We start from the raw sequence: 22,814 nt of genomic DNA, 5'->3' as shown, positions 1-22,814 counted from the left end.
GTCCGCGCGCCGCGGGCTGGGCCGTCGTGGCGCTCGGCCTGGCGTCTGCCGCCGCGTGGCTGCCGACAATGCAGTACGACGACCTCGCCTACCACCTCGGCCTGCCGTGGCAGTTGCTGGTCAACGGATGGTACGCATTGGACCCGACCCATCAGGTCTGGGCATTGGCGCCATGGGCCGGCGATGTCCTGCAGGCGGTCGCGCAGGTGGTGTCCGGCGCCGAGGCGCGCAGCGCGGTCAACCTGGGCTGGCTGCTGGCGACCGCCGCCGGACTGTGGCAGGTAGGCGCCCTGGTCGGGCTGCAGCCCTGGGCACGCTGGACCACGCTGGCGCTGTTCGCCACGCTGCCGATGACCGCTGGCCTGCTCGGCGGGATGCAGACGGAAGGCCCTGCCACCGCCGCAATGGTGGCGCTCGCGGTCGTGGTACTCGACCCCACCGTCAAGAGACGACTGCTGGTCGCGTCATTGCTGTTCGGACTGCTGGTCGCGTTGAAGCCGCTTCATGGCATTGCGGCCGCGCCGTTGCTGGCATGGGGCGTGGCGCGCGGAATCGGTCGCGGCGCCGGACCTGGCGGCTGGGCACTCGCGCTGCTTTCGATGCTCGTGGTCGCGTTGCCCAGCTACGCGCAGGCATGGTGGGTCAGCGGCAACCCGGTGCTGCCGCTGTTCAATGGCTGGTTCGAGTCCGGCTATTTCCCCGCGGTGGATTTCGATGATCCCCGCTGGCAGGCCGGGTTGTCGCCGTCGCTGCCGTGGCAACTGACCTTCGACACGGACCGCTACCTGGAAGGCTGGGACGGCGGCGCGGGCTTCGTGCTGATCGCGCTGGCCGGTGCGTGGCTGGCGGCCCTGTTGGACCGCCGCGGGCGCGGGCTGGCGATCTGCGCCGGGTTGGCGGTCGTGCTGCCATTGTTGCCGCTGCAGTACGCCCGCTACGTCCACCCGGGCATGGTGTTGCTCCTGCCGGCCGCCGCATTGGCGGTGCAGGCGTGGCTCGTCCCCCGCCGAGCGGCCGCGCTGCTGGTCGGCCTGTGCGTGCTCGACCTGGCCTTCCAGGCCAATGCCCAGTGGCTGCTGCACACCGGCGGGGTCAAGCGCAGCCTGCTTGGCCTGGGCAACGACACCGCCCTGTTCGAGGAACGCGCGCCCGAGCGCGTGTTGATCGCGCGCATCCGCGAACAGGCACCCCCCGATGCCGTGGTCCTGCTGTTGAGCAACCCGTTCCACGCCGAGCTCGCCGGGCGCGGACGCACGGTCGACTGGTACGCGCCCGTGCTGAAGGCCGATGCCGCGCGCGCGGACCAGGACCCGTCGGGCGCGGAGTGGCAGGCGTTGCTGCGACGCCACCGGATATCGGAAGTCGTGCTTGACCCCGCCACGACGTCGCCGGCACGGCACGCCGGCCTGCAACGGGCAGGCGCGGCGCCCAGGGCCAGCGCCGCCCCGCTGGAGTGGTGGCACGTCCCGGCAAGGAGCGGATCGGAATGAGCCTGACCCGGCAAGGCCGCACCTTCGTGCTGGTCGGCGCGCTGCAGTACCTGGTCGACTGGGGCGTGATGGTGTTGCTCAGCCACAACGGCCTGCCGGTTGAACCGGCAAACATCGCCGGCCGCGTCAGTGGGGCGCTGCTGGGGTTCTGGTTGAACGGCCGCTTCACCTTCGCCGGCGACGATACCGCCGTGGGCCGCCGCCAGTTCCTGCGCTTCATCCTCCTGTGGCTGCTGACCACCGCAATCAGCACCTGGTCGATGGGCGTCATCGACGACGTGGCCGGGCTGAAGTGGTCGTGGCTGGCGAAGCCCGCCATCGAGGTGCTGCTCGGGGGGTTCGGCTTCCTGGTGTCCCGGCACTGGATCTACCGGCGCTGACCGCAAAAAGCAAAACGCCGGCACGAAGCCGGCGTTTGCGGTACCCGGAAAACCGGGAGGTCAGTGCTTGACGTTCTTGCGCAGGCGCTCGAGTGCCGACAGCTGTGCCATGACCTCGGCCATCTTGGCCTGGGCTTCGGCGATCTCCATCGGCTCGGCGCGACGCGCCAGCACGCGTTCGGCTTCTTCCTTGGCGGCACGCACGGCCGCTTCGTCGATGTCCTGGGCGCGGATCGCGGTATCGGCCAGTACGGTCACGACCTGCGGCTGCACCTCGAGGATGCCGCCGGACACGGCGAAGTCCAGCTGCTCGCCGCTGGGCAGGGTCACCACGACCTTGCCCGGCTTCAGGCGGGTGATCAGCGGCGCATGCTTGGGCGCGATGCCGAGCTCGCCGAGCTCGCCGGTGGCGACCAGCAGTACGGCCTCGCCGTGGAAGATCTCTTCCTCGGCACTGACGATGTCGCAACGGAACGTGGATGCCATCTGGTGTCTCGCTTTACTCGTAGGGGAAGACCGCTGCCGGCGTCACGCGGTGGCGGCGCCGGCGGGTGATCAGGCGGCTTCGCCGGTGATCTTCTTGCCCTTCTCGACCGCTTCCTCGATCGAACCGACCATGTAGAACGCCTGCTCCGGCAGGTGGTCGTACTCGCCTTCCACGATGCCCTTGAAGCCGCGGATCGTGTCCTTCAGCGGCACGTACTTGCCCGGCGAACCGGTGAACACTTCGGCGACGTGGAAGGGCTGGCTGAAGAAGCGCTCGATCTTGCGCGCGCGCGACACGGCCTGCTTGTCCTCTTCGCTCAGCTCGTCCATGCCGAGGATCGCGATGATGTCCTTCAGTTCCTTGTACTTCTGCAGGGTCGACTGGACCTTGCGGGCGACGTCGTAGTGCTCGTTGCCGATCACGTTCGGGTCGAGCTGGCGCGAGGTCGAATCGAGCGGGTCGACCGCCGGGTAGATACCCAGCGAGGCGATGTTTCGCGACAGCACGACGGTGGCGTCGAGGTGGGCGAAGGTGGTCGCCGGCGACGGGTCGGTCAGGTCGTCCGCGGGCACGTACACGGCCTGGATCGAGGTGATCGAGCCCGTCTTGGTCGAGGTGATGCGCTCCTGCAGGACGCCCATTTCCTCGGCCAGGGTCGGCTGGTAGCCCACCGCCGACGGCATGCGGCCAAGCAGCGCGGACACCTCGGTACCGGCCAGGGTGTAGCGGTAGATGTTGTCGACGAAGAACAGCACGTCGCGGCCCTTGCCCGATGCGTCCTTCTCGTCACGGAAGTACTCGGCCATGGTCAGGCCGGTAAGCGCGACGCGCAGGCGGTTGCCCGGCGGCTCGTTCATCTGGCCGTAGACCATCGCCACCTTGTCGAGGACGTTGGAGTCCTTCATCTCGTGGTAGAAGTCATTGCCCTCGCGGGTGCGCTCACCGACGCCGGCGAACACCGACAGGCCTTCGTGCGCCTTGGCGATGTTGTTGATCAGCTCCATCATGTTGACGGTCTTGCCGACACCGGCGCCGCCGAACAGGCCGACCTTGCCGCCCTTGGCGAACGGGCACATCAGGTCGATGACCTTGATGCCGGTCTCGAGCAGCTCGTTGGTCGCCGCCTGCTCTTCGTAGCTCGGCGCGTCGCGGTGGATTTCCCACTGGTCCTGCGCGTCCACCGGGCCGGCCTCGTCAATCGGGCGGCCAAGCACGTCCATGATGCGGCCCAGCGTGCCCTTGCCGACCGGCACCGAGATGCCACGGCCGGTGTTGGTCGCCAGCAGGTTGCGCTTGAGGCCGTCGGTGGAACCCAGCGCGATCGCGCGGACCACGCCGTCGCCCAGCTGCTGCTGCACTTCCAGCGTGATGGCGGTGTTCTCGACCTTCAGCGCGTCATACACGTGCGGCACGGACTCGCGCGGGAACTCCACGTCGACGACGGCACCGATGATCTGAACGATCTTGCCCTGGCTCATGATGTTTCCTCGTAGCTCTAATTGCTGCTCTGCGGCCCGCACGGCGCGTCCGCAATGATGGGGTTAGACCGCCGCGGCGCCGCCGACGATTTCCGAGATTTCCTGGGTGATCGCCGCCTGCCGGGCCTTGTTGTAGACCAGCTGCAGGGTGTCGATCAGCTTGTTGGCGTTGTCGGACGCGGCCTTCATCGCGACCATGCGCGCGGCATGCTCGGAGGCGACGTTCTCGAGCACCGCTTGGTACACCAGCGACTCGACGTAGCGGGTCAGCACGTGGTCCAGCACGCCTTCGGCGTCGGGCTCGTAGATGTAATCCCAGTCGTGCCTGGCGATCTGCGCTTCCGGTGCCGGCAGCGGCAGCAACTGGTCGAAGGTGGCCTTCTGCGTCATCGTGTTGACGAAGCCGTTGTAGGCCAGGAACACGCGGTCGATGCCGCCGTTGCTGTACCCGTCCAGCATCACCTTGACCACGCCAACCAGCTGCTCCAGGTGAGGTGCATCGCCCAGGTGGCTGACCGAGCCGAGCATGTTGACCTTGATCCGGCGGAAGAACACCGAGGCCTTCTGGCCGATGGTGACGACGTCGACCTCGACGCCCTGCTCGTTCCACTGCCGGATCTCGCCCAGCAGCTTGCGGAACAAGTTGTTGTTGAGGCCGCCGGCCAACCCACGGTCGGACGACACGATCAGGTAGCCGACCCGCTTGGGATCCTTGCGCTCGACCATGTACGGGTGCTGGTAATCGGAGTTGGCCTGGGCCAGGTGGCCGATCACCTGCTTCATCACCCGCGCATACGGACGCGAGGTCTTCATCCGATCCTGCGCCTTGCGGATCTTCGAGGCCGAGACCATCTCGAGCGCGCGCGTCACCTTGCGGGTGTTCTGCACGCTCTTGATCTTGGTTTTGATTTCGCGTCCGCCTGCCATCGTCGTGCCCGCCTTACCAGGTGCCGGTCTGCTTGAACTCTTCGATGCCCTTCTTGAACTGGGCTTCGATCTCGTCGTTCCAGTTGCCCGTGCTGTTGATCTTGCTCACCAGCTCGCCCTGGGTGTTGGCGAAGTGGGCGTGCAGGCCTTCCTCGAAGGCCATGATCTTGTTGACCGCGACGTCGTCGAGGTAACCCTCGTTGACGGCGTAGATCGACAGCGCCTGCATCGCGATCGACATCGGCGCGTACTGCTTCTGCTTCATCAGCTCGGTGACGCGCTGGCCGCGCTCGAGCTGCTTGCGGGTCGCTTCGTCCAGGTCCGAGGCGAACTGCGCGAACGCAGCCAGCTCACGGTACTGGGCGAGCGCGATGCGGATGCCGCCCGACAGCTTCTTGATGATCTTGGTCTGGGCCGCGCCACCAACGCGCGACACCGAGATGCCGGCGTTCACGGCCGGGCGGATGCCGGCGTTGAACAGGTCGGTCTCGAGGAAGATCTGGCCATCGGTGATCGAGATCACGTTGGTCGGCACGAACGCGGAGACGTCGCCGGCCTGGGTCTCGATCAGCGGCAGCGCGGTGAGCGAACCGGTCTGGCCCTTGACCTCGCCGTTGGTGAACTTCTCGACGTACTCCTCTGACACGCGCGCGGCGCGCTCGAGCAGGCGGCTGTGCAGGTAGAACACGTCACCCGGGTAGGCTTCGCGGCCCGGCGGGCGCTTGAGCAGCAGCGAGATCTGGCGGTAGGCCACGGCCTGCTTGGACAGGTCGTCGTACACGATCAGCGCGTCCTGGCCGCGGTCCATGAAGTACTCGCCCATGGTGCAGCCCGAGTAGGCGCTGATGTACTGCATCGCGGCCGACTCGGAGGCGGTTGCGGCGACCACGATGGTGTGGTCCAGCGCGCCGTTCTGCTCGAGCTTGCGCACGATGTTCGCGACGGTCGAGGCCTTCTGGCCGATCGCGACGTACACGCACTTGATGCCGGTGCCCTTCTGGTTGATCACCGCGTCGATGGCCATCGCGGTCTTGCCGGTCTGGCGGTCGCCGATGATCAGCTCACGCTGGCCGCGGCCGATCGGGATCATCGCGTCGACCGACTTGTAGCCGGTCTGAACCGGCTGGTCGACCGACTTGCGCCAGATCACGCCCGGGGCCACGCGCTCCACCGGCGCCGACAGCTTGGCGTCGATCGGGCCCTTGCCGTCGATCGGCTCGCCCAGCGCGTTGACCACGCGGCCCAGCAGCTCGGGGCCGACCGGCACTTCGAGGATGCGGCCGGTGGTCTTGGCGACGTCGCCCTCGACCAGGTGCTCGTAGTCACCCAGGACCACGGCGCCGACCGAGTCGCGCTCCAGGTTGAGCGCGAGCGCGAACGTGTTGTTCGGCAGCTCGATCATCTCGCCCTGCATGACGTCGGCGAGGCCGTGGATGCGCACGATACCGTCGGACACGGAAGTGACCGAGCCTTCGTTGCGCGACTCCGCGGACAGCTTGACCTTCTCGATGCGGGTCTTGATCAGTTCGCTGATTTCGGACGGGTTGAGCTGGGTGGTTGCCATCTTCTTTTCCTGGTTGGGCGGGTCGGACCCGCCTTCGCGTTCGGCGGACATCGTCCGCCCACGTGTTGCCTTGTCAGTGGGCCAGTGCGCCCTGGAGCCGCTCGAGCTTGCCCTTGAGCGAACCATCGATCACCACGTCGCCCGCATCGATCACCGCGCCGCCGATCAGCGACGGATCAACCGCCGTCTCGATCTCCACCTCGCGGCCGAAGCGACGCTTGAGGCCGGCGCGGATCGACTCGAGCTCGGCCGCCGGCAGTTCGCTTGCGGCGGTGACGCGCGCCTTGACGATCTGCTCGGCCTCGGCCCGCAGCTGCTCGAACAGGCCCGCGATCTCCGGCAACAGCACCAGGCGGTGGTTGTCGGCGAGCAGGCCGATGAAGCGCTTCAACTCCTCGTCGGCACCGTCGGTGGCGAGCNGCGGCGGTGACGCGCGCCTTGACGATCTGCTCGGCCTCGGCCCGCAGCTGCTCGAACAGGCCCGCGATCTCCGGCAACAGCACCAGGCGGTGGTTGTCGGCGAGCAGGCCGATGAAGCGCTTCAACTCCTCGTCGGCACCGTCGGTGGCGAGCAGGTCGACCGCGTCGTCGTTGGAGAGCTGCGGGTGCGACAGCAGCGCCTGCACGCGCGGGTCGGCCGCGACCTGCGCGGCGAACGCGAGCGCCTGCGACCACGACGCGGCACGGCCGTCGTTGCGCGAGGCCGCGAACGCGGCGCGCGCATACGGTCGGGCGAGGGTCAGGGACTGGCTCATTGCTTGGGGCTCATCGCTGTGGGCATCGGGTCAGTGCGCGGTCAGAGCTGCGCGGCCAGTTCGTCGAGCAGCGCCTTGTGGGCGTTGGCGTCGATCTCGCGGCGGAGCAGCTTCTCGGCACCGCTGACGGCCAGCACCGACACCTGCTTGCGCAGGTCCTCGCGGGCACGGTTCTGCGCCGCGACGATCTCGGCGTCGGCCATCGCCTTCTGGCGGGTGGCTTCCACCGCGGCATCGGTCTTGGCCTGGTCGACGATCTGATTGGCGCGCTGGTGCGCCTGCTCGATGATCTCGTTGGCCTTGACCCGCGCCTCACGCAGCGCGGCGTCGGCGCTCTGCTGCGCCTGGGCGAGGTCCTTCTGGCTGCGCTCGGCAGCCGCCAGGCCCTCGGCGATTTTCTTCTGGCGCTCTTCGATGGCCGCATTCAGCGGCGGCCAGATGAACTTCATCGTGAACCAGACAAGGATCGCGAAGGAGATCATCTGACCGAAGAAAGTCATGTTGGGATTCATGACGGGTCCTCGACGTTACTGGCATGGACCGGCCTGGAGGGCCGGCCCGGGGGCACGACCCGTGCCGGGGCACGGGTCGCCGCGCGGATCATCAGCCCTGCAGGGCGCTGATCAGCGGGTTGGCGAAGCCGAAGAACAGGGCGACGGCCAAGCCGATGATGAACGCCGCGTCGATCAGGCCGGCGAGCAGGAACATGCGGCCCTGCAGCATCGGGACCAGCTCAGGCTGGCGGGCGGCCGACTCGAGGAACTTGGCACCCATGATCGCGATGCCGAGGCAGGCGCCGAGCGCGCCGAGGCCGATGATGATGCCGATCGCGATGGCGGTCAGACCCTGAACGTTGGCGATGAACTCCATGGTGCTTCTCCTGGGTAAAGGCTGTTGCTTGAAGTGGATGGAACGAAGGTTGGAACTGGAAACCGGTGTTGCGTCAGGACTAGTGACTCTCGCGGGCGCCGGCGATGTAGACGACCGTGAGGATCATGAAGATGAAGGCCTGCAGCAGGATGATCAGGATATGGAAGATCGCCCACGCCGCGTTGGCGATGATGCCCGGCACGAAGGTGATCCAGCTGGCGAACATGCCGGCGATCAGCATGAAGACGAGCTCGCCGCCGTACATGTTGCCGAACAGTCGCATCGCCAGCGAGATCGGCTTGACCAGCCACTCGATGATGTTCATCAGCAGGTTGACCGGAGCCAGGACGATGGCCATGAAGCCGCTGGCGTGGAACGGCGAGCTCAGCAGCTCCTTGCCGAAGCCGAAGCCACCCTTGGCCGACCAGGCGTGGCCGATCAGGATCAGGAACACCGAGGCGGAGATGCCGAAGGTGGTGTTGAGGTCGGCGGTCGGGACCAGGCGCCAGTAGGTGTGGGCGGCGGCCTCCTCACCGGCGACGGTGTGGATGCCCCAGCCGACCGCGTCCAGCGGGACCAGGTCCATCGTGTTCATGAACACGATCCAGACGAAGATCGTCAGCGCCAGCGGGGTCACCGAGCGGCGATCGCCGTGGAAGGTGTCCTTGACCTGGCCGTCGACGAACTCGACGATGATCTCGACAAAGGCCTGTCCCTTGCTCGGGACGCCCGGCGTCGCGCGACGCGCGGCGAGTCCGAACCACAGGATGAACACCAACCCCAGCGCCAGGCCGACCAACCACGAATCGAGGTTGAACTGCCCGCCCAGCACCTCGACGGTGTTGTGGCCGAGATGGTGCTGGATGTATTCGTTCAGGCCGCCCGAACCGGTCTGTTCACTCACGAAAGACACCTTATCGTTTCAGAATCTGGGCCAGCACGAAGGCCAGCGTCGCAGCCAGCAAGCCGGCCAGCATCGGCAGCGGGGGCAACCCGAACCCGGCCAGGCCGAGAACGAACACCACAAGCACCACCACCCACTTCAACACCACTCCCGCCAGCAGTCGCGTGATTGCCGCGCCTGCGGGCCCAACCCCGCCACCGAGCGCCACCAGAGCGGCGATCGCACTCCCCGCCACCAGCGCGCCACCGCCGACCAGCGCCCCAAGCGCCGAAGGCAAGCCGTGGGGAAGGAAGGTCAGCGCGACCAGCGCCGTCGCACCCGCCTGGAAGACAGTCGCGCGCAACGCCAGCCGGCGGCCTGCGGACATGGGATCGTGCACGCGGGGTTCGTCGGTCCGGAGGGCTGGGCGACAAGCGCCCGATGGAGCCGCGGAATTATAGGCAGGACGGGCGCCGCGGGCAACCGCCGCGGTGGCTCGGGGGCGGGCGAACCCCGGAGCGGGAGCTGAACGGGACAGGGAGACGGGGAACCTTCCCCGCGGGGGTCGGTCAATGAAGCTGCACGTCCCGCCGCGTCTCTCTCCTCGTCAAGGCAAACAGCAGCGGTGGGAACAAAGAAGCCCCGGCCTGATCCGCCGGGGCTTCACCTTTCCATGGCCCGCGCGCCGAGCGCGGGTGGCCCCGCGCTATTTCTTCTTCGGGATGTACAGGTCGGTAATGGTGCCGTCGAACACCTCCGCCGCCATCGCCACCGACTCGCTCAGTGTTGGGTGTGGGTGGATGGTGTGGCCGATGTCGGCGACCTCGCAGCCCATCTCGATGGCGAGTGCGATTTCCGCGACCAGGTCGCCGGCGTGCACGCCGACGATGCCGCCGCCGATGATGCGCTGGGTGGCCTCGTCGAACAGCAGCTTGGTGAAGCCCTCGGTGCGACCGATGCCGATCGCGCGGCCCGAGGCTGCCCACGGGAACCGGCCGACGCCGACCTTTAGGCCCTTCTCCTTAGCCTCGGTCTCGGTGACGCCAACCCAGGCGATCTCGGGGTCGGTATAGGCGACCGACGGGATCACCCGCGCGACCCATTCCTTCTTCTCGCCCGCAGCCACTTCCGCGGCGAGCTTGCCCTCGTGGGTGGCCTTGTGCGCGAGCATCGGCTGACCCACCAGGTCGCCGATGGCGAAGATGTGCGGCGCGCTGGTGCGCATCTGCCGGTCCACCGGGATGAAGCCGCGGTCGGTGACCGCCACGCCGGCTTTTTCCGCATCGAGCTTGCCGCCGTTGGGTGCGCGGCCCACCGCGACCAGCACGCGGTCGAAACGCTTGGTCTCCGGCTCGCTGGCGCCTTCGAACGTGCAGGCGATGCCGTTCTTCTGCGCCTTCGCCTCGACCACCTTGGTCTCCAGGTGCACGGCCACGCCCTGTTTGCGCAGGCGATCGGCAAGCGGCTTGACCAGGTCGCGGTCGGCGCCGGGCATCAGCTGGTCCATGAACTCGACCACCGTGACCTCGCTGCCGAGCGCACGGTAGACCGTCGCCATCTCCAGGCCAATGATGCCGCCGCCGACCACGAGCAGCTTCTTCGGCACTTCAGCCAGCTCGAGCGCGTCGGTGGAATCCATGACCCGCTCGTCATCCCACGGGAAGAACGGCAGCTTCACCGCCTGCGAGCCGGCGGCGATGATGCACTGTTCGAAGCGCAGCAGCTGGGTCTTGCCGCCGTGTTCGACTTCGACCTCGTTGGCGGAAATGAACCTGCCGGTGCCGGTGACCACGCGCACCTTGCGCTGCTTGGCCATGCCGGCCAAGCCCTTGGTCAACTGGCCGACGACCTTGTCTTTGTAGGCGCGCAACGCTTCGAGCGCGATCTTCGGCGCGCCGAAGTCGATGCCGAAATCGCTGGCGTGCGCGGCTTCGTCGATCACCGCCGCCGCGTGCAGCAGGGCCTTCGAGGGGATGCAGCCCACGTTGAGGCAGACGCCGCCGAGGCTTTCGTATCGTTCCACCAGCACCGTGTCCAGGCCGAGGTCGGCGGCGCGGAACGCGGCGGTGTAGCCGCCCGGGCCGGCACCAAGCACGAGCATCGCGCATTCGACATCGGGGGTACGCCCCGACGCCGCTGCAGCATTAGGCGCATTGACGGCCGGCTTGCGGGGCGGCGCATCCGCGGCAGGTGCAGGCGCGCTTCCCGCCCCGCCTGCCTGCGCGGCCGGCTCCGCCTTCGCGGCGGTCGGCGTCTTGGCATCGGCGGGCCCGGACGTCGATTTCCCGCCGTCCGAGCCCTGCTTGGCTGACGATTTGGCTTCAGCCGCCCCGCCGCCCTCGCCTTCGCCCTCACCCTCCGCTTCGAGGATCGCGATGACCGCGCCCTCGGCGACTTCGTCGCCGACCTTGACCTTCAGCTCGCGCACCACGCCGGCGGCGCTGGAGGGCACCTCCATCGTGGCCTTGTCGGATTCCAGCGTCACCAGACCCTGGTCGACCGTGACGGTGTCGCCGACCGCGACCAGCAGCTCGATCACCGGAACCGCGTCGAAGTCGCCGATGTCGGGAACCTTGATCTCGATGGTGTTGGCCATGTCTGTTCCTTGTTGTTCGTCGTGGAGTGCGGCCGGCACTGCCGGCGCGCGCCCGGTCAACCGGCGGTGGCCAGTTCCCGGTCAAGCTCGTCGAGCAGGCGCCACAACGCATTCCACCGCTTGGGGAAATCGTCGGGATCGCGCTCACCCGCCGCGTCGATCAGCGCCTCGGCCTGTTCGATCAGCAACTCGCCCGCGCCACACCGTGGCTCGGGGCCGCTGAAGCGGTCGTCGCCGATCCGGAAACTCAGCACCTCACCGTCGTGGAAGCGGGCTTCCTGGTCGGCCGCCACGCCGGACCGGAGAGTTCGTGTCCAGCCTTTGACCAGGCGGCCGGCCAACGTTTCCGGTATCGGGACTTCGCGCACCTCGGGCTGCTGGTCGGTGAGCAGGACGCGGCGAACGCCGTTGGAGATCGACTCGCGGTGGTCGACACGCTGGGCCGGGGTCGCATGGCGCAACGTCCACGCGCCACCGTTGGCCGGCGGCACCAGCATCAGGGCGCTTTCGACGCCTCGCGTGGGCAACCAGGTGACCTGCAGTGCTGGCGGGGTCCCACTGGCAAGCAGTGCTTCGACCGCGTCGCCGTGGTTGCCGGTGGCCGGCGGCCAGCCCAGCCCGAGCCCGAGTTCGCACTCGGCGGCATGCGCCGCCGGCATCGCCAACAGCAGCAACAGCAGCGCGCGTGCCTTCACAACAGGACCCGGCGCATGTCGCCGAGGATCTGGCCGAGGTAGGTGGTGAAACGCGCCGCGGCTGCGCCGTCGATCACGCGGTGGTCGTAGCTCAGCGACAGCGGCAGCGACAGTCGCGGCTCGAACGCCTTGCCGTTCCAGACCGGCTTCATGTCCGACCGTGACACGCCGAGGATGGCGACTTCCGGCGCGTTCACGATCGGGGTGAACGCGGTGCCGCCAATGCCGCCCAGCGAGCTGATCGAGAAGCAGCCACCGCTCATCTGCGCCGGTCCGAGCTTGCCGTCGCGCGCCTTGGCCGCCAGTTCGGCGGTCTCGGCAGCGATTTCCATCACGCCCTTGGTGTCGCAGTCCCGCACGACCGGCACGACCAGGCCGTTGGGCGTGTCGGCGGCGAAGCCGATGTGGAAGTACTGCTTGAGCACCAGGTTCTCGCCGGTGGCGTCCAGCGAGGCGTTGAAGTCCGGGAACTTCTTCAGCGCGGCCACCGAGGCCTTCATCAGGAAGGCGAGCATCGTGAGCTTGGTCGCTTTGCCCTTGGCGATGGCCTTCTCGTTTTCCTTGTTGAGCTGCACCCGCAGCGCTTCGAGCTCGGTGATGTCGGCATCGTCGAACTGGGTGACGTGCGGGATCATTGCCCAGTTGCGCGCGAGGTTGGCGCCGGACAGCTTCTGGATCCGCGACAGCGCGCGGGTCTCGACCGGACCGAACTTAGCGAAGTCGACCTTCGGCCAAGGCAGCAGGTCGAGTCCGCCACCGCCACCGCCGGCCTTCGCCGTCGCGCCGCCGCTGGACATCACGCCCTTGACGAACTTCTGCACGTCCTCGCGGCCGATCCGGCCGCCGCGCTGGCTGCCCGTCACGCGCGCCAGGTCGACGCCGAGTTCGCGCGCGAACAGGCGCACCGCCGGGCTCGCGTACGGCACCTTGTCGGGCAGCAGCTCGTTGGCATCGAACACCACCGGCGGCGAGCGCGGCGCGGCGGCGTCGCCGTCACCGCCATCTGCGCCAGCACCCGCCTGGGCACGCGCGGCTTCGCGCTTTGCCAGGTTGTCGGGTTCACCCACGTTGGCCGGCTCGGTGGCGGTTGCGGTTTCGTTCGTACGGACCTGCTGCCCGGGCGACGCCGGTTCGGCGCGCCGCGCGTCGGCCTTGCCGGCGTCGGTGGCCTTGTCCGCCGCCCGGTCCTTGCCGGCGGAAGCGTCCGCGGCCGGCTTTTCGCCACCCCCGGCCGCGCCGTCGGAGGCCGGTTCGATCATCGCGACCACGGCGCCTTCGCCGATCTCGTCGCCGACCTTGACCTTCAGCTCGCGCACGACACCCGCGAACGGCGCCGGCACTTCCATCGTCGCCTTGTCGGACTCGAGCGTCACCAGCCCCTGGTCGACCGTGACGGTATCGCCCACCGCCACCAGCACCTCGATCACCGGCACGCCGTCGTAGCCGCCGATATCGGGGACGCGTGCTTCCTTCAACTCAGCCATGCTCGGCTCCGACCTGCGCGAAAGACCCTTATTGTGGCCGCAGTGGTGCAGGGGCGCCAATCACGCCGCGCCGGCCCGCCTTGCGGGAATGGCCGGCTCCGCACCCGGCGCATCCAGCGCTTGTTCAGGAGCGCGGCCCGGCCACGTGCGCCGCGCGATAGCACGACCGCCCATGAAGGTTCCATTGAGGCCGCGTCCGCCGGGCAAGCGCGGTTCATGCGTCCCTCGCTAGGTTGGCCGCGCCTGCCAGGACACCGGCCGGCGCCCCCACAGAACGAGGAGACAACTCCCATGAAGCGCATCCACACCTTGACCCTGGCCCTGCTTGCCATCGCCCCCGCCGCCGCGTTCGCACAGGACGCCACCGACACCAGCGACAAGCGCTGGGCCGTGGTCGGCGGCTATGCACTGGCCGAGCCCACGGGCGACACCACCGTCGCCGGCCAGCAGGCCGAGCTCGACGGTGACGGCGCCGCGACGCTCAGCGCGTCCTACTACGTGACCGATAACATTGCCGTCGAGGCCTGGGGCGCGGCTGACAAGTTCAGCCACCGCGTCAACACCGCCAACGGCAAGGCCGGCAGCGTCGAAGCCCAGCCGTATGCGGTCAGCGGCCAGTACCACTTCGGCACCAGCGCGCAGACCGTGCGGCCGTTTGTCGGCCTGGGTTACTACGAGAGCAACTACGACGGCGAGGAGGTCGAGCCGACCGGTGACCTCGCCGGCCAGCGCCTTGGCGTCGAGACCGCCAAGGGCGCCATGGCCACCGCCGGCGTCGACGTCAAGCTGAGCCCGAGCTGGTTCGCGCGGGCCGATCTGCGCTACCTGCATGGCAGCTCCGACGTGATGGTCGACGGCGAGGCCGTCGGCGAGGCCGAACCGAGTCCGGTGGTGGTTGGGGTGGGCCTCGGCGCCCGCTTCTGACCGTGCGGGACCGATGACATGGACGGCGGGCCTGCGGGTCCGCCGTCCGCTTTTCGGGTCACACCCGTTCATGAAACCCCCGACCCCCGCCGTTACGGTGGTCGACACTTGAGCCCGGAGAACGCCATGACGACCAAGCTCGACAAGCCCGTCCGCCGCGAAGTCACCGTCGGTGACATCGCCTACACCCTCACCATCGATCCCGTTGGCCTGAAGCTGGTCCAGAAGGGACACCGGAAGGGCCACGAGTTGCGCTGGCAGGACATCGTCAACGGCGATGCCGCCATTGCGGCGGCGCTGCAGGGCAGCCTGCAGGAATAGCGCACGCGGTGCTGGTCGCCGGGCCAGCGGCGACGGTCAGGGATGTTCGGCCTCGATGTGCGCGCGTTCGCGGCGCAGCAGGTAGAGGCCGCTGGCGATAATGATGGCGGCGCCCAGCCAGGTGACCGCGTCGGGCAGTACGCCCCACAGACTGATGTCGAGCAGCACGCCCCAGATAAGCGCGGTGTACTCGAGCGGGGCGATCTGCGATGCCTCGCCGATGCGGAAGGCCTCGGTAATGGCGTACTGGCCAAGCGCCCCGGCGATGCCGACCCCCAGGATCACCCAGGCGTCCGCCGACCTGATCGGTACCCACTGGGGCCACGCGAGCAGCCCGCCGCCGACGGCCAGCAAGGCCAGCAGCCAGACCATCATCGATGCGGTCGAGTCGGTGCGTCCGAGCACGCGCACGGTGATGGCGCTGACCGCGTAGCCCAGCGCCGCCACCAGCACCGCCAGCGCGGCCCAGCTGCGCAGCCCCTCGCCGGTCGGGCGCAGCAACACCAGAACCCCGAGCAGGCCGATCGCGATCGCCGCCCAGCGCCGCGGGCCGACCTTCTCGCCCAGCAGCGGCACCGACAGTGCGGTGATCAGCAGCGGGGCGACGAAAAAGATCGAATAGGCGGTCGTCAGCGGCAGCGTCTGCAACGCATACGCGAATGCCGCCATCATCCCGATGCCGATGCCACCGCGCAGCAGGTGCAGGGGCCAGCGCACGCGCAGCAATGGTGCCAGCCCGCTGGTGGCCATTACCCAGGCCAGCACGAACGGCAGCGACGCGGCGCCGCGCAGGGTCGCCACCTGCAACGGCGGGTAGGTCGCGGCCAGCGACTTCAGGCCGGCGTCCATCAGCGAGAACGCGGCGACCGCGAACAGCATGATCATCGCCGCCCGCATCGGCGAGCCCGAGGCGGAGGTGCGGGAGGGGTCGGTATCCAGTGGCGTCGTTCCGGTCATCGGGCGGTCAACGCGGCAGGCGCCGGCGCAGGCCCCAGGTATAGGCGAGATAGTGGCCCAGCAGGACCCCGGCGACCGCCAGCAAGCCACCCTGCTGCGCAAGCCACGCGTGCTCCGAACCGTCGACGCGCCAGAGCCGGCCCAGCTGCCAGAGCCCGAGCGACACGCGGCCGGCCACCAGCAGGGTGAGGCCGAGCACCAGCCACCGGTTGGCGGTGTAGTACAGACGCAGCCCGGCGGGCACCGCCACCCCGGGCGGGAGCGCCCAGCCGGTTCGGACGAACCCGTCGGTGGCCTCGCGGTCGAACCGGGTCAACCAGAGGCCAACGATCCCGAGTGCAACGCCAGCGGCCAGGCCGACGGCCGCATGGGACAAGGCACCCTCTACCCAGAGTCCGGCCACCCAGGCACCGGCCACGAACACGGCCGTCGATGCGAGCAGGGCCCAGGCATTGGCGCGCACCAGCCAGGGCGTGGCCCGCCGGCGCGCCCGGCCGCGCCGGTAGCGCTGCCACAGCGCGACCGGCAGCAGCAACGCCCACACCAGCACCATGACCAGTAGCAGCGCAGGCAGCAGCAGGACGGGCATGGTGGCGGACTCCATGAGGTCGGCGCCTGCATACGCGGCGACGGCGGGGGACGCGCAGGATAGCCGGCCGTCGCGTCCGGCCCGCGTCCGTCCCCGCAACCCTCCGTTCCGCGTTTGCCCTGTTCAGGCCGGTCCGATCTGACCGGCAGGACGTCGCGATGTCCGTTGCCTGCAGCCTCCACGTTCGCCTGCTCCTCCCGGCATGGGCCGCGGCCCTTGCCCTGCTGGTTGCAGGCGGCTGCAGCCCGTCGGCCCCGAAACCGGCACTCGCCGCACCGGCAAACGCCCGGCCCGTGCCCACGTTGGGGCCGGACGATGCACTCCCTGGCGGTGTCGGGGTCCCGGCCGGCACCTCCGGCGATGCCCCGGCGAGGCCGGAGCCTGCCGATCCTCCGGTCCACCCCGAAGACCCGCCGCCGCGGGCGACCCGCCCGCGATGACGGGCGAAGGCTTCGCCTCCGCGCCGGGAATGCGTGCGGCGGCTCTGCGTTAACCTTTGACGCCCACGAACCACGGACATCGCCATGCCCTCCTTTGACGTCGTCTCCGAAGTCGACAGCCACGAACTCACCAACGCGGTCGACCAGGCCAACCGCGAGCTGGGCAACCGGTTCGACTTCAAGGGCGTGGATGCGAAGTTCGCGCTCGACGAACAGGTCATCACCCAGTCCGCGCCGAGCGACTTCCAGCTCCAGCAGATGACGGAGATCCTGCGCGCGCGGCTGATCGCGCGTGGCATCGACGTGCGCTGCCTGGAGTTCGGCGAGGTCGAGACCAACGTCGCCGGCGCGCGGCAGAAGGTCACCGTCAAGCAGGGCATCGAGCGCGAGCTCGCCAAGAAGATCCAGTCGTCGCTGAAGGACGCCAAGCTCAAGGTGGACAGCCAGATCAACGGCGACAAACTGCGCGTCAACGGCAAGAAGCGCGACGACCTGCAGGCCGCGATCGCGCTGCTCAAGGGCGCCGAGTTCGAGTTGCCGCTGCAGTTCGACAACTTCCGCGACTGACCGGCCGGCGGCCATGGGGATGGACGAGGACCCGATCGCCGCCACCCGCCGCTGGCTGGAACGGGCGGTCATCGGCCTCAACCTGTGCCCGTTCGCCAAGGCCGTGCACGTCAAGGACCGCATCCGCTACGTGCTCAGCCCGGCCACCACGCCCGGGGATCTGCTGGAAGAACTGGCCAGCGAGCTCGCCTGGCTGGCGGAAACCGACCCGGACGTGGTCGACACCACCCTGCTGGTCCATCCGCACGTGCTGCAGGAGTTCGACGACTACAACGACTTCCTCGACCAGGCCGATGCGGCGGTGGACGCACTCGGGCTGGAAGGCGAGATCCAGGTCGCCAGCTTCCACCCCGATTACCGATTCGCCGGGACGTCCGCGGCGGACCCGGCCAACTGCACCAACCGTTCGCCGTACCCGATGCTCCACCTGCTGCGCGAGGAGAGCGTCGAACGCGCGGTGGAGGCATTCCCCGACCCCGATGCCATCGTCGACCGCAACATCGAGACCATGGAGCGACTCGGGGTCGACGGGTATCGGAAGCTGCTGGAGCGCTAGGCGCCTGCGCCGAACAGGCGGTCCAGGTCGGCGGCGTCCAGCTGGCGCCACTCGCCCACCGGCAACCCGCCCAGGTCCAGCCCGCCGATCCGGCTGCGATGCAGCGCTTCCACGTGGTTGCCGACCGCGGCGAACATGCGCCGCACCTGGTGGTAGCGACCCTCGGTCAGGGTCAGGCGCGCATGGCGGGGGTCGACCACCTCCAGCGACGCCGGCGCCAGCGGGGTCTTCTCGTTCTCCAGCATCAGCGTCCCGCTGGCGAAGACCGCGCCCTCATCGCCGCGCAGGTCCTGCGCCAGCGTCGCCTCGTATACCTTGGCGAGGTTGGCGCGGGGCGACACGATCCGGTGCAGCAGCTGGCCATCGTCGGTCATCAGCAGCAGGCCACTGGTATCGCGATCGAGCCGGCCGACCGTCGACAGCAACGGCGAGCGCAGGCGGAAGCGCGGTGGCAGCAGGTCATAGACGATCCGGCCGGGATCGCGGGTCGAGCAGGTATGGCCGACCGGCTTGTGCAGCATCAGCACCAACCCCGACGGCGGGTCGAGTGGTTCGCCATCGATGCGGACCGCGTCGTGCGTGACCTGGTCGTCGGCGTACAGCACCTCGCCTTCGGCATCGGTCACGCGGCCCTCGCGGAACATGAGCGCCACCTGCTTGCGGCTGCCGTAGCCGAGGTTGGCGATCAGCCGGACGAGCTTCATCGCCAATCCTCGCGTCCGCGGCGCGGCGGCCGCGGGGCTTGCACCGGACGAGCCTTCACCGCCTCGATGATCTTGAAGCCGTCGCGCTCGGCGACCGCCCGCGCCTGCCCGAAGCTCTCGACCAGCACCGACTCGTAGGGCAGGTGCCGGTTGGCGACCAGCCACAGGCGCCCACCCGGCTTGAGTGCATCGGCGGCGACGGCGATGAAGCGTCGGCCGATGTCGGGCCGGTTGGCACTGCCCTGGGTATGGAACGGCGGGTTGGTCACGATGACGTCGTACTGCGCCGGCAACCCGGTGGTCACGTCGTGCCAGTGGTAGCCAATCGCCACCTTCGACTCGAACGCCGCCAGGTTGTGCCGCGCCAGGTCGAGCGCGCGGCGGTCCGCCTCGAAAAGATCCAGCGCGGCGATCCCCGGGCAACGCTCGAGCAGTTCCGCCGACAGGTAGCCGAACCCGGCGCCGAGGTCGGCGGCCCGTCCGGCCAGGTCGGCCGGCAACTGCTCGACCAGCAGGGCGGACGCCGGATCGATCCGGTCCCACGCGAATACGCCCGGGCGGCTCCGGAACCGGCCACCGACAATCGCCCGGGGTGCGTCCAGGGCTTCCCATTCGGCCAGCAAGGCGTGGTCGATGACGGCCGCACTGTCGGCCACGTGCAGTGGCGCACTCCAGTAGCAGCGGCTCTTGTGCTTGAGCAGCCCGCCCAGCGGGCCGACCAGGCGACGCAGGTCTGCCTCGCCGGACTTGGCGCCCTCGTTGTTGGCCAGGCAGGCGACCACCCGCCCGCCGGGGGCGACCCGCGATACAGCGTGCGCGTACAGCGCGCGGGCCTCGTCGCGCTGGCGCGGCGGCAACACCAGCACCAGCGGATGGCGACTCCCCGCAGACCCTGCATCCGGGCTGTCCACGACGACCAGCCCGGCCTGCCGCAGCGCATCCGCCTCGGGCTTGAAGCCCTGTTCGCAGACCAGGCCCGGCCACGCGCGCCGGTGCAACGGCGCGCCGTCGCGAGCCCGCAGAAACAGCACGCCACCCGCCTCCGGCCAGGGCAGCAGGCCCTGTTCGAACGGCAGCATCAGCGCCTGCAGCGCGGGATCGTCGTGGGCCATCGGTTCGTTTTCGCGGGGGTCTGGGCGCGCAGTTTAGCGAGCATGGGTGCGTGCACGTCGCCATGACCGGGCCGATCGCAGGCTGCGTCCATGCCCGAAGGTCCCTCCCTGGTGATCCTGCGCGAGGAGGCGGCGAAGTTTGCCGGCCGCCGGGTGAAGCACGTGGGTGGCAACAGCCGGCTCGACATCCAGCGGATGGCGGGCCAGCGCGTCCAGGCCCTGCGGACCTGGGGCAAGCACTTCCTGGTCGTGTTCGACGGCTTCACCCTGCGGGTCCACTTCCTGCTGTGGGGCAGTTACCGGATCGACGAACGTCGCGAGGGCAGCGCCGAGCGGCTGGCGCTCGGCTTTCCGAACGGCGAGCTGAACCTGTATTCGAGCTCGTTGAAGTTCCTCGAGGGCGACCTCGACGACCTCTATGACTGGGGTGCGGACGTCATGTCCGACGCGTGGGACCCGAAGGCAGCGCGCCGCAAGCTGCGGGCGATGCCGGACACGCTTGTGGCCGACGCGCTGCTCGACCAGGACGTGTTCGCCGGAGTCGGCAACATCATCAAGAACGAGGTGTTGTTCCGGATCCGCGTGCATCCGGAAACGCCGGTGGGAGCGCTATCGCCGCGCAAGCTCGGCGATCTCGTCACCCAGGCGCGTGAGTACAGCTTCGACTTCTATCGCTGGAAGAAGGACTACGTGCTCAAGAAGCACTACCAGGTCCACACCCGCACCGAGTGCCCGCGATGCGGGCGGCGGCTGGAGTTCCGCGCCAAGCTCGGACGCGCCCAGCGGCGCGCGTTCTTCTGCGGCCACTGCCAGAAGCGCTACGGCTAGCCTCCCGGGTTCATCTACGTGGCTCGCGCCCCAACGCAAAACGGTTGTTGGACGATCACTTCATCGCCTCCCAACACACCGGCGGCCAACCTGCCTGCACACCCGCAACGGAGAACGCCATGCGCGCCCTATTCGTCGGAGGCACGGTCGACAACAGCGAGCTGGACATGGATGGCGCCCCGCCCGCGCACTATCCGGAAAACACCGGCGGTGGGCGCCCCCGGTACCGGCTGCACCATGTCGGGCGCAACGACGGCACCACCGCGTACGCCGTCTATGCCGCACCGGAAACCCCGGACGATGAAGTCGAGCGGATCGCCAGCGAGCGCGACTATGCGCGCCGCTTCGGCGCCACCGAGGTGACCGACCGCCTGACCGCGCCCTGAGGCCAGGCGGGAGCCGTGCGCGGCATCGGCTCCGCGCGGGATCAGCTTTGCAGCTCGCGCAGGACCACCGAGGGCGGCGCGTCCAGCACGCGGCGCGTCGCGAACAGGCCAGCCACCAGGGCGGCGACCATGCCGAGCGCGCCACCGGCGGCGGCCATCCCCCAGTTGGGTTCCCATGGCAGGTCGAAGGCCTGTTCGGCGACGACACCAGCCAATACCGACGCCGCGATCGCCGCGACCAGCCCGGACAACAGGCCGATCGCTGCGAACTCCGACGCTTGCGCAAGCCGCAACTGGCGCCGGCTGCCGCCGAGCGTTCGCATGACGCCGCCTTCCAGCAGTCGCTCGTCCTGGCTGGCGCTGACCGCCGCCATCAGCACCAGCACGCCCGCGCCCAGCGAGAACCAGAACACCACTTCGACCACGGTCGAGACCTGGTCGGCGGTCCCACGCACCTGGTCGAGCACCGCATCGATGTCGATCACGGTCAGGTTGGGGAAGCGCCCGACGAGGTCGGCGGTGAATCGCATCTGCTCCGGGGGTACCGTCACCGCCGTGATGTGGCTGGCGGGGAATCCATCGAGTGCCCCGGGCGAGGCGACTACGAAGAAGTTCGGCCGGAAACTCTCCCAGTCGACGTCGCGCAGGCTCGTGAGCGTCGCCACGAAGCGTTGCCCGGCGATGTCGAATGCGACCGTGTCGCCGATCTTCCAGCCCAGCGACTCCGCATAGCCCTGCTCGACCGAGATCTCCGGGGCCGTGGGCGGCGTCATCGCGCTCCAGAAGTCGCCGGCGACGACCCGGTTGTCCTCGCGCAACGCCGACGCCATGGACAGGTTGAACTCGCGGTCGGCGCGACGCCGCGAGCGGCGGGCCTCCTCGTCGTCGGCACTTTCGTCGGCGCTTGCGTAGTCGTCGCCGGTGACCGGTTCGCCGTTGTGCTCGACCAGCCGCGCGCGGACCATCGGATACAGCGTCGGCGCATCCAGCCCCTGCGCGGCGATGAAGCCGCGCACGTCGTCGACCTGGTCGTCCTGCACGTTGATGACGAAGCGGTTGGGTGCCTCGGCCGCGAGCTGCAGCTGCCAGCGGTCCAGCAGGTCGGTCCGCACGAAGGTCAGCAGCAGCAACGCCATAAGCCCCAACCCGAGCGATGACACCTGGGCGATGCTGGTCGCTGGCCGGCGGCTGACGTTGGCCAGCCCGTAGCGCAGGCTCCCGCGCAGGCGCGACCGCAGCCGGCGCACCACCACGATCAACCCCCAGGCCAGCGCCGCGAGCACCGCGAAGGTGGCCACGAGCCCGACCAGCATCGCCGTGCCGACCTCGACCGAACCGGACTTCCACCACAGCAGCGCGGCCAGGCCACCGAGGCCCGCCAGCGCCACCAGCCATGCGCTGGGCTCGGTCGGGTCGAGATCGCGCCGCAGCACCCGCAGCGCCGGCACCCGCCGCAGCGCCAGCACCGGCGGCGCGCCGAACGCGAGCAGGACCAGCAGACCGACCCCGTATCCCTGCACGGCCGGCAGCCACCCCGCCGGCGGGATGGCCATGCCGAGCACCGGTTCCAGCCAGGCGCCGATGCCCCATTGCAGGACGAACGCGACCGCAACGCCGACGGTGCTTGCAAGCAGGCCCAGCAGCACCAGCTCGGCGATGTGGATGCCGGCCAGCGTCGACTGGCTCGCGCCGAGGCAGCGCATCACCGCGGTGCCCGAAAGATGCCGCTCGCTGTGCCGGCGCGCGGCCATCGCCACGGCCACCGCGGCGAGCACCACCGAGACCAGCGCCGCCAGCCCGAGGAACCGGCTGGCGCGGTCG

Annotated in this window: 23 protein-coding genes and 2 pseudogenes; 8 read left to right on the top strand and 17 right to left on the bottom strand. The window is 69.1% G+C overall.

Annotated elements, in window-relative coordinates:
• A pseudogene (locus ACKVMH_RS08340) lies at positions 1-1,490 on the top strand (hypothetical protein); the annotation flags it as partial.
• A complete protein-coding gene (locus ACKVMH_RS08335; protein ID WP_215219441.1) occupies positions 1,487-1,870 on the top strand; it encodes a GtrA family protein in 384 nt (127 codons plus the stop codon). The pseudogene ACKVMH_RS08340 and the gene ACKVMH_RS08335, both read left to right, overlap by 4 nt.
• Before the next feature lie 60 nt (positions 1,871-1,930).
• Here ACKVMH_RS08335 and ACKVMH_RS08330 read toward each other — a convergent pair whose 3' ends face one another.
• The 12 genes and pseudogenes from ACKVMH_RS08330 to ACKVMH_RS08275 form a co-directional block, all read right to left on the bottom strand.
• Complete coding sequence (locus ACKVMH_RS08330; RefSeq protein WP_412699941.1) at positions 1,931-2,356, bottom strand: F0F1 ATP synthase subunit epsilon; 426 nt, start codon at positions 2,354-2,356, stop codon at positions 1,931-1,933.
• Between the two features lie 69 nt (positions 2,357-2,425).
• Positions 2,426-3,835 (bottom strand): F0F1 ATP synthase subunit beta, encoded by a 1,410-nt coding sequence (gene atpD / locus ACKVMH_RS08325; RefSeq protein WP_215219439.1) that lies wholly within the window; start codon positions 3,833-3,835, stop codon positions 2,426-2,428.
• Between the two features lie 63 nt (positions 3,836-3,898).
• Positions 3,899-4,762: a F0F1 ATP synthase subunit gamma gene (gene atpG, locus ACKVMH_RS08320; RefSeq protein ID WP_215219438.1), complete on the bottom strand. Its 864-nt coding sequence runs from the start codon at positions 4,760-4,762 to the stop codon at positions 3,899-3,901.
• A gap of 13 nt (positions 4,763-4,775) precedes the next feature.
• Entirely contained in the window at positions 4,776-6,326 is a 1,551-nt protein-coding gene (gene atpA, locus ACKVMH_RS08315; protein WP_215220245.1) for a F0F1 ATP synthase subunit alpha, read from the bottom strand.
• 73 nt (positions 6,327-6,399) lie between these two features.
• A pseudogene (locus tag ACKVMH_RS08310) lies at positions 6,400-7,081 on the bottom strand (F0F1 ATP synthase subunit delta).
• Positions 7,082-7,122: 41 nt separating this feature from the next.
• The gene (locus ACKVMH_RS08305; protein ID WP_215219436.1) at positions 7,123-7,593 is read right to left on the bottom strand and encodes a F0F1 ATP synthase subunit B; all 471 of its coding nucleotides are present in this window, start codon (positions 7,591-7,593) and stop codon (positions 7,123-7,125) included.
• Positions 7,594-7,684: 91 nt separating this feature from the next.
• Positions 7,685-7,951 carry a F0F1 ATP synthase subunit C gene (gene atpE, locus ACKVMH_RS08300; RefSeq protein ID WP_215219435.1) on the bottom strand — a complete coding sequence of 89 codons (267 nt, stop codon included), beginning with the start codon at positions 7,949-7,951 and terminating at the stop codon, positions 7,685-7,687.
• 79 nt (positions 7,952-8,030) lie between these two features.
• Positions 8,031-8,855 (bottom strand): F0F1 ATP synthase subunit A, encoded by an 825-nt coding sequence (gene atpB, locus ACKVMH_RS08295; RefSeq protein ID WP_215219434.1) that lies wholly within the window; start codon positions 8,853-8,855, stop codon positions 8,031-8,033.
• 10 nt (positions 8,856-8,865) lie between these two features.
• Positions 8,866-9,234, bottom strand: a complete 369-nt coding sequence (locus tag ACKVMH_RS08290) for a hypothetical protein (RefSeq protein ID WP_412699940.1) — start codon at positions 9,232-9,234, stop codon at positions 8,866-8,868.
• A 306-nt stretch (positions 9,235-9,540) separates the two neighbouring features.
• On the bottom strand, positions 9,541-11,430 hold the full coding sequence (gene lpdA / locus ACKVMH_RS08285; RefSeq protein ID WP_412699939.1) for a dihydrolipoyl dehydrogenase: 1,890 nt from the start codon (positions 11,428-11,430) through the stop codon (positions 9,541-9,543).
• Positions 11,431-11,486: 56 nt separating this feature from the next.
• Positions 11,487-12,125, bottom strand: coding sequence for a hypothetical protein (locus tag ACKVMH_RS08280; RefSeq protein ID WP_412699938.1), 639 nt, complete (start codon positions 12,123-12,125; stop codon positions 11,487-11,489).
• Positions 12,122-13,609 carry a dihydrolipoyllysine-residue acetyltransferase gene (locus tag ACKVMH_RS08275; RefSeq protein WP_412699937.1) on the bottom strand — a complete coding sequence of 496 codons (1,488 nt, stop codon included), beginning with the start codon at positions 13,607-13,609 and terminating at the stop codon, positions 12,122-12,124. The genes ACKVMH_RS08280 and ACKVMH_RS08275 overlap by 4 nt, the downstream gene beginning before the upstream one ends.
• Before the next feature lie 291 nt (positions 13,610-13,900).
• Here ACKVMH_RS08275 and ACKVMH_RS08270 point away from each other — a divergent pair, with 291 nt between their 5' ends.
• On the top strand, positions 13,901-14,533 hold the full coding sequence (locus ACKVMH_RS08270; protein WP_412699936.1) for an OmpW/AlkL family protein: 633 nt from the start codon (positions 13,901-13,903) through the stop codon (positions 14,531-14,533).
• A gap of 126 nt (positions 14,534-14,659) precedes the next feature.
• Positions 14,660-14,854 (top strand): hypothetical protein, encoded by a 195-nt coding sequence (locus ACKVMH_RS08265; protein ID WP_412699935.1) that lies wholly within the window; start codon positions 14,660-14,662, stop codon positions 14,852-14,854.
• A gap of 36 nt (positions 14,855-14,890) precedes the next feature.
• On the opposite strand, the gene ACKVMH_RS08260 is transcribed toward ACKVMH_RS08265, so the two are convergent.
• On the bottom strand, positions 14,891-15,811 hold the full coding sequence (locus ACKVMH_RS08260; protein ID WP_412699934.1) for a DMT family transporter: 921 nt from the start codon (positions 15,809-15,811) through the stop codon (positions 14,891-14,893).
• A gap of 7 nt (positions 15,812-15,818) precedes the next feature.
• Positions 15,819-16,400, bottom strand: coding sequence for a DUF1453 domain-containing protein (locus tag ACKVMH_RS08255; RefSeq protein ID WP_412699933.1), 582 nt, complete (start codon positions 16,398-16,400; stop codon positions 15,819-15,821).
• A gap of 524 nt (positions 16,401-16,924) precedes the next feature.
• Between ACKVMH_RS08255 and ACKVMH_RS08250 the strand changes: the two genes are divergently transcribed.
• Positions 16,925-17,407, top strand: a complete 483-nt coding sequence (locus tag ACKVMH_RS08250) for a YajQ family cyclic di-GMP-binding protein (protein ID WP_215219426.1) — start codon at positions 16,925-16,927, stop codon at positions 17,405-17,407.
• A 19-nt stretch (positions 17,408-17,426) separates the two neighbouring features.
• A complete protein-coding gene (locus tag ACKVMH_RS08245; protein WP_412699932.1) occupies positions 17,427-17,963 on the top strand; it encodes a DUF1415 domain-containing protein in 537 nt (178 codons plus the stop codon).
• Here ACKVMH_RS08245 and ACKVMH_RS08240 read toward each other — a convergent pair.
• Positions 17,960-18,667: a pseudouridine synthase gene (locus ACKVMH_RS08240; protein WP_412699931.1), complete on the bottom strand. Its 708-nt coding sequence runs from the start codon at positions 18,665-18,667 to the stop codon at positions 17,960-17,962. The genes ACKVMH_RS08245 and ACKVMH_RS08240 overlap by 4 nt on opposite strands.
• The gene (locus ACKVMH_RS08235) at positions 18,664-19,779 is read right to left on the bottom strand and encodes a class I SAM-dependent methyltransferase (protein WP_412699930.1); all 1,116 of its coding nucleotides are present in this window, start codon (positions 19,777-19,779) and stop codon (positions 18,664-18,666) included. The genes ACKVMH_RS08240 and ACKVMH_RS08235 overlap by 4 nt, the downstream gene beginning before the upstream one ends.
• Positions 19,780-19,869: 90 nt before the next feature.
• Between ACKVMH_RS08235 and ACKVMH_RS08230 the strand changes: the two genes are divergently transcribed.
• Together ACKVMH_RS08230 and ACKVMH_RS08225 are read left to right on the top strand one after the other, a co-directional pair.
• Positions 19,870-20,607 carry a DNA-formamidopyrimidine glycosylase family protein gene (locus tag ACKVMH_RS08230; protein WP_412699929.1) on the top strand — a complete coding sequence of 246 codons (738 nt, stop codon included), beginning with the start codon at positions 19,870-19,872 and terminating at the stop codon, positions 20,605-20,607.
• Between the two features lie 119 nt (positions 20,608-20,726).
• Positions 20,727-20,993 (top strand): hypothetical protein, encoded by a 267-nt coding sequence (locus ACKVMH_RS08225; RefSeq protein ID WP_215219421.1) that lies wholly within the window; start codon positions 20,727-20,729, stop codon positions 20,991-20,993.
• Positions 20,994-21,034: 41 nt separating this feature from the next.
• Here ACKVMH_RS08225 and ACKVMH_RS08220 read toward each other — a convergent pair.
• On the bottom strand, positions 21,035-22,814 hold a 1,780-nt coding region (locus ACKVMH_RS08220), incomplete at its 5' end, for an ABC transporter permease (RefSeq protein WP_412699928.1).

Origin of the sequence: Lysobacter zhanggongensis (assembly GCF_046638635.1) — a bacterium.
Taxonomy (GTDB): Bacteria; Pseudomonadota; Gammaproteobacteria; order Xanthomonadales; family Xanthomonadaceae; genus Novilysobacter; species Novilysobacter luteus.
The sequence above is the reverse complement of the archived record's forward strand: the minus strand, read 5'-3'. Positions and strand labels throughout refer to the sequence as shown.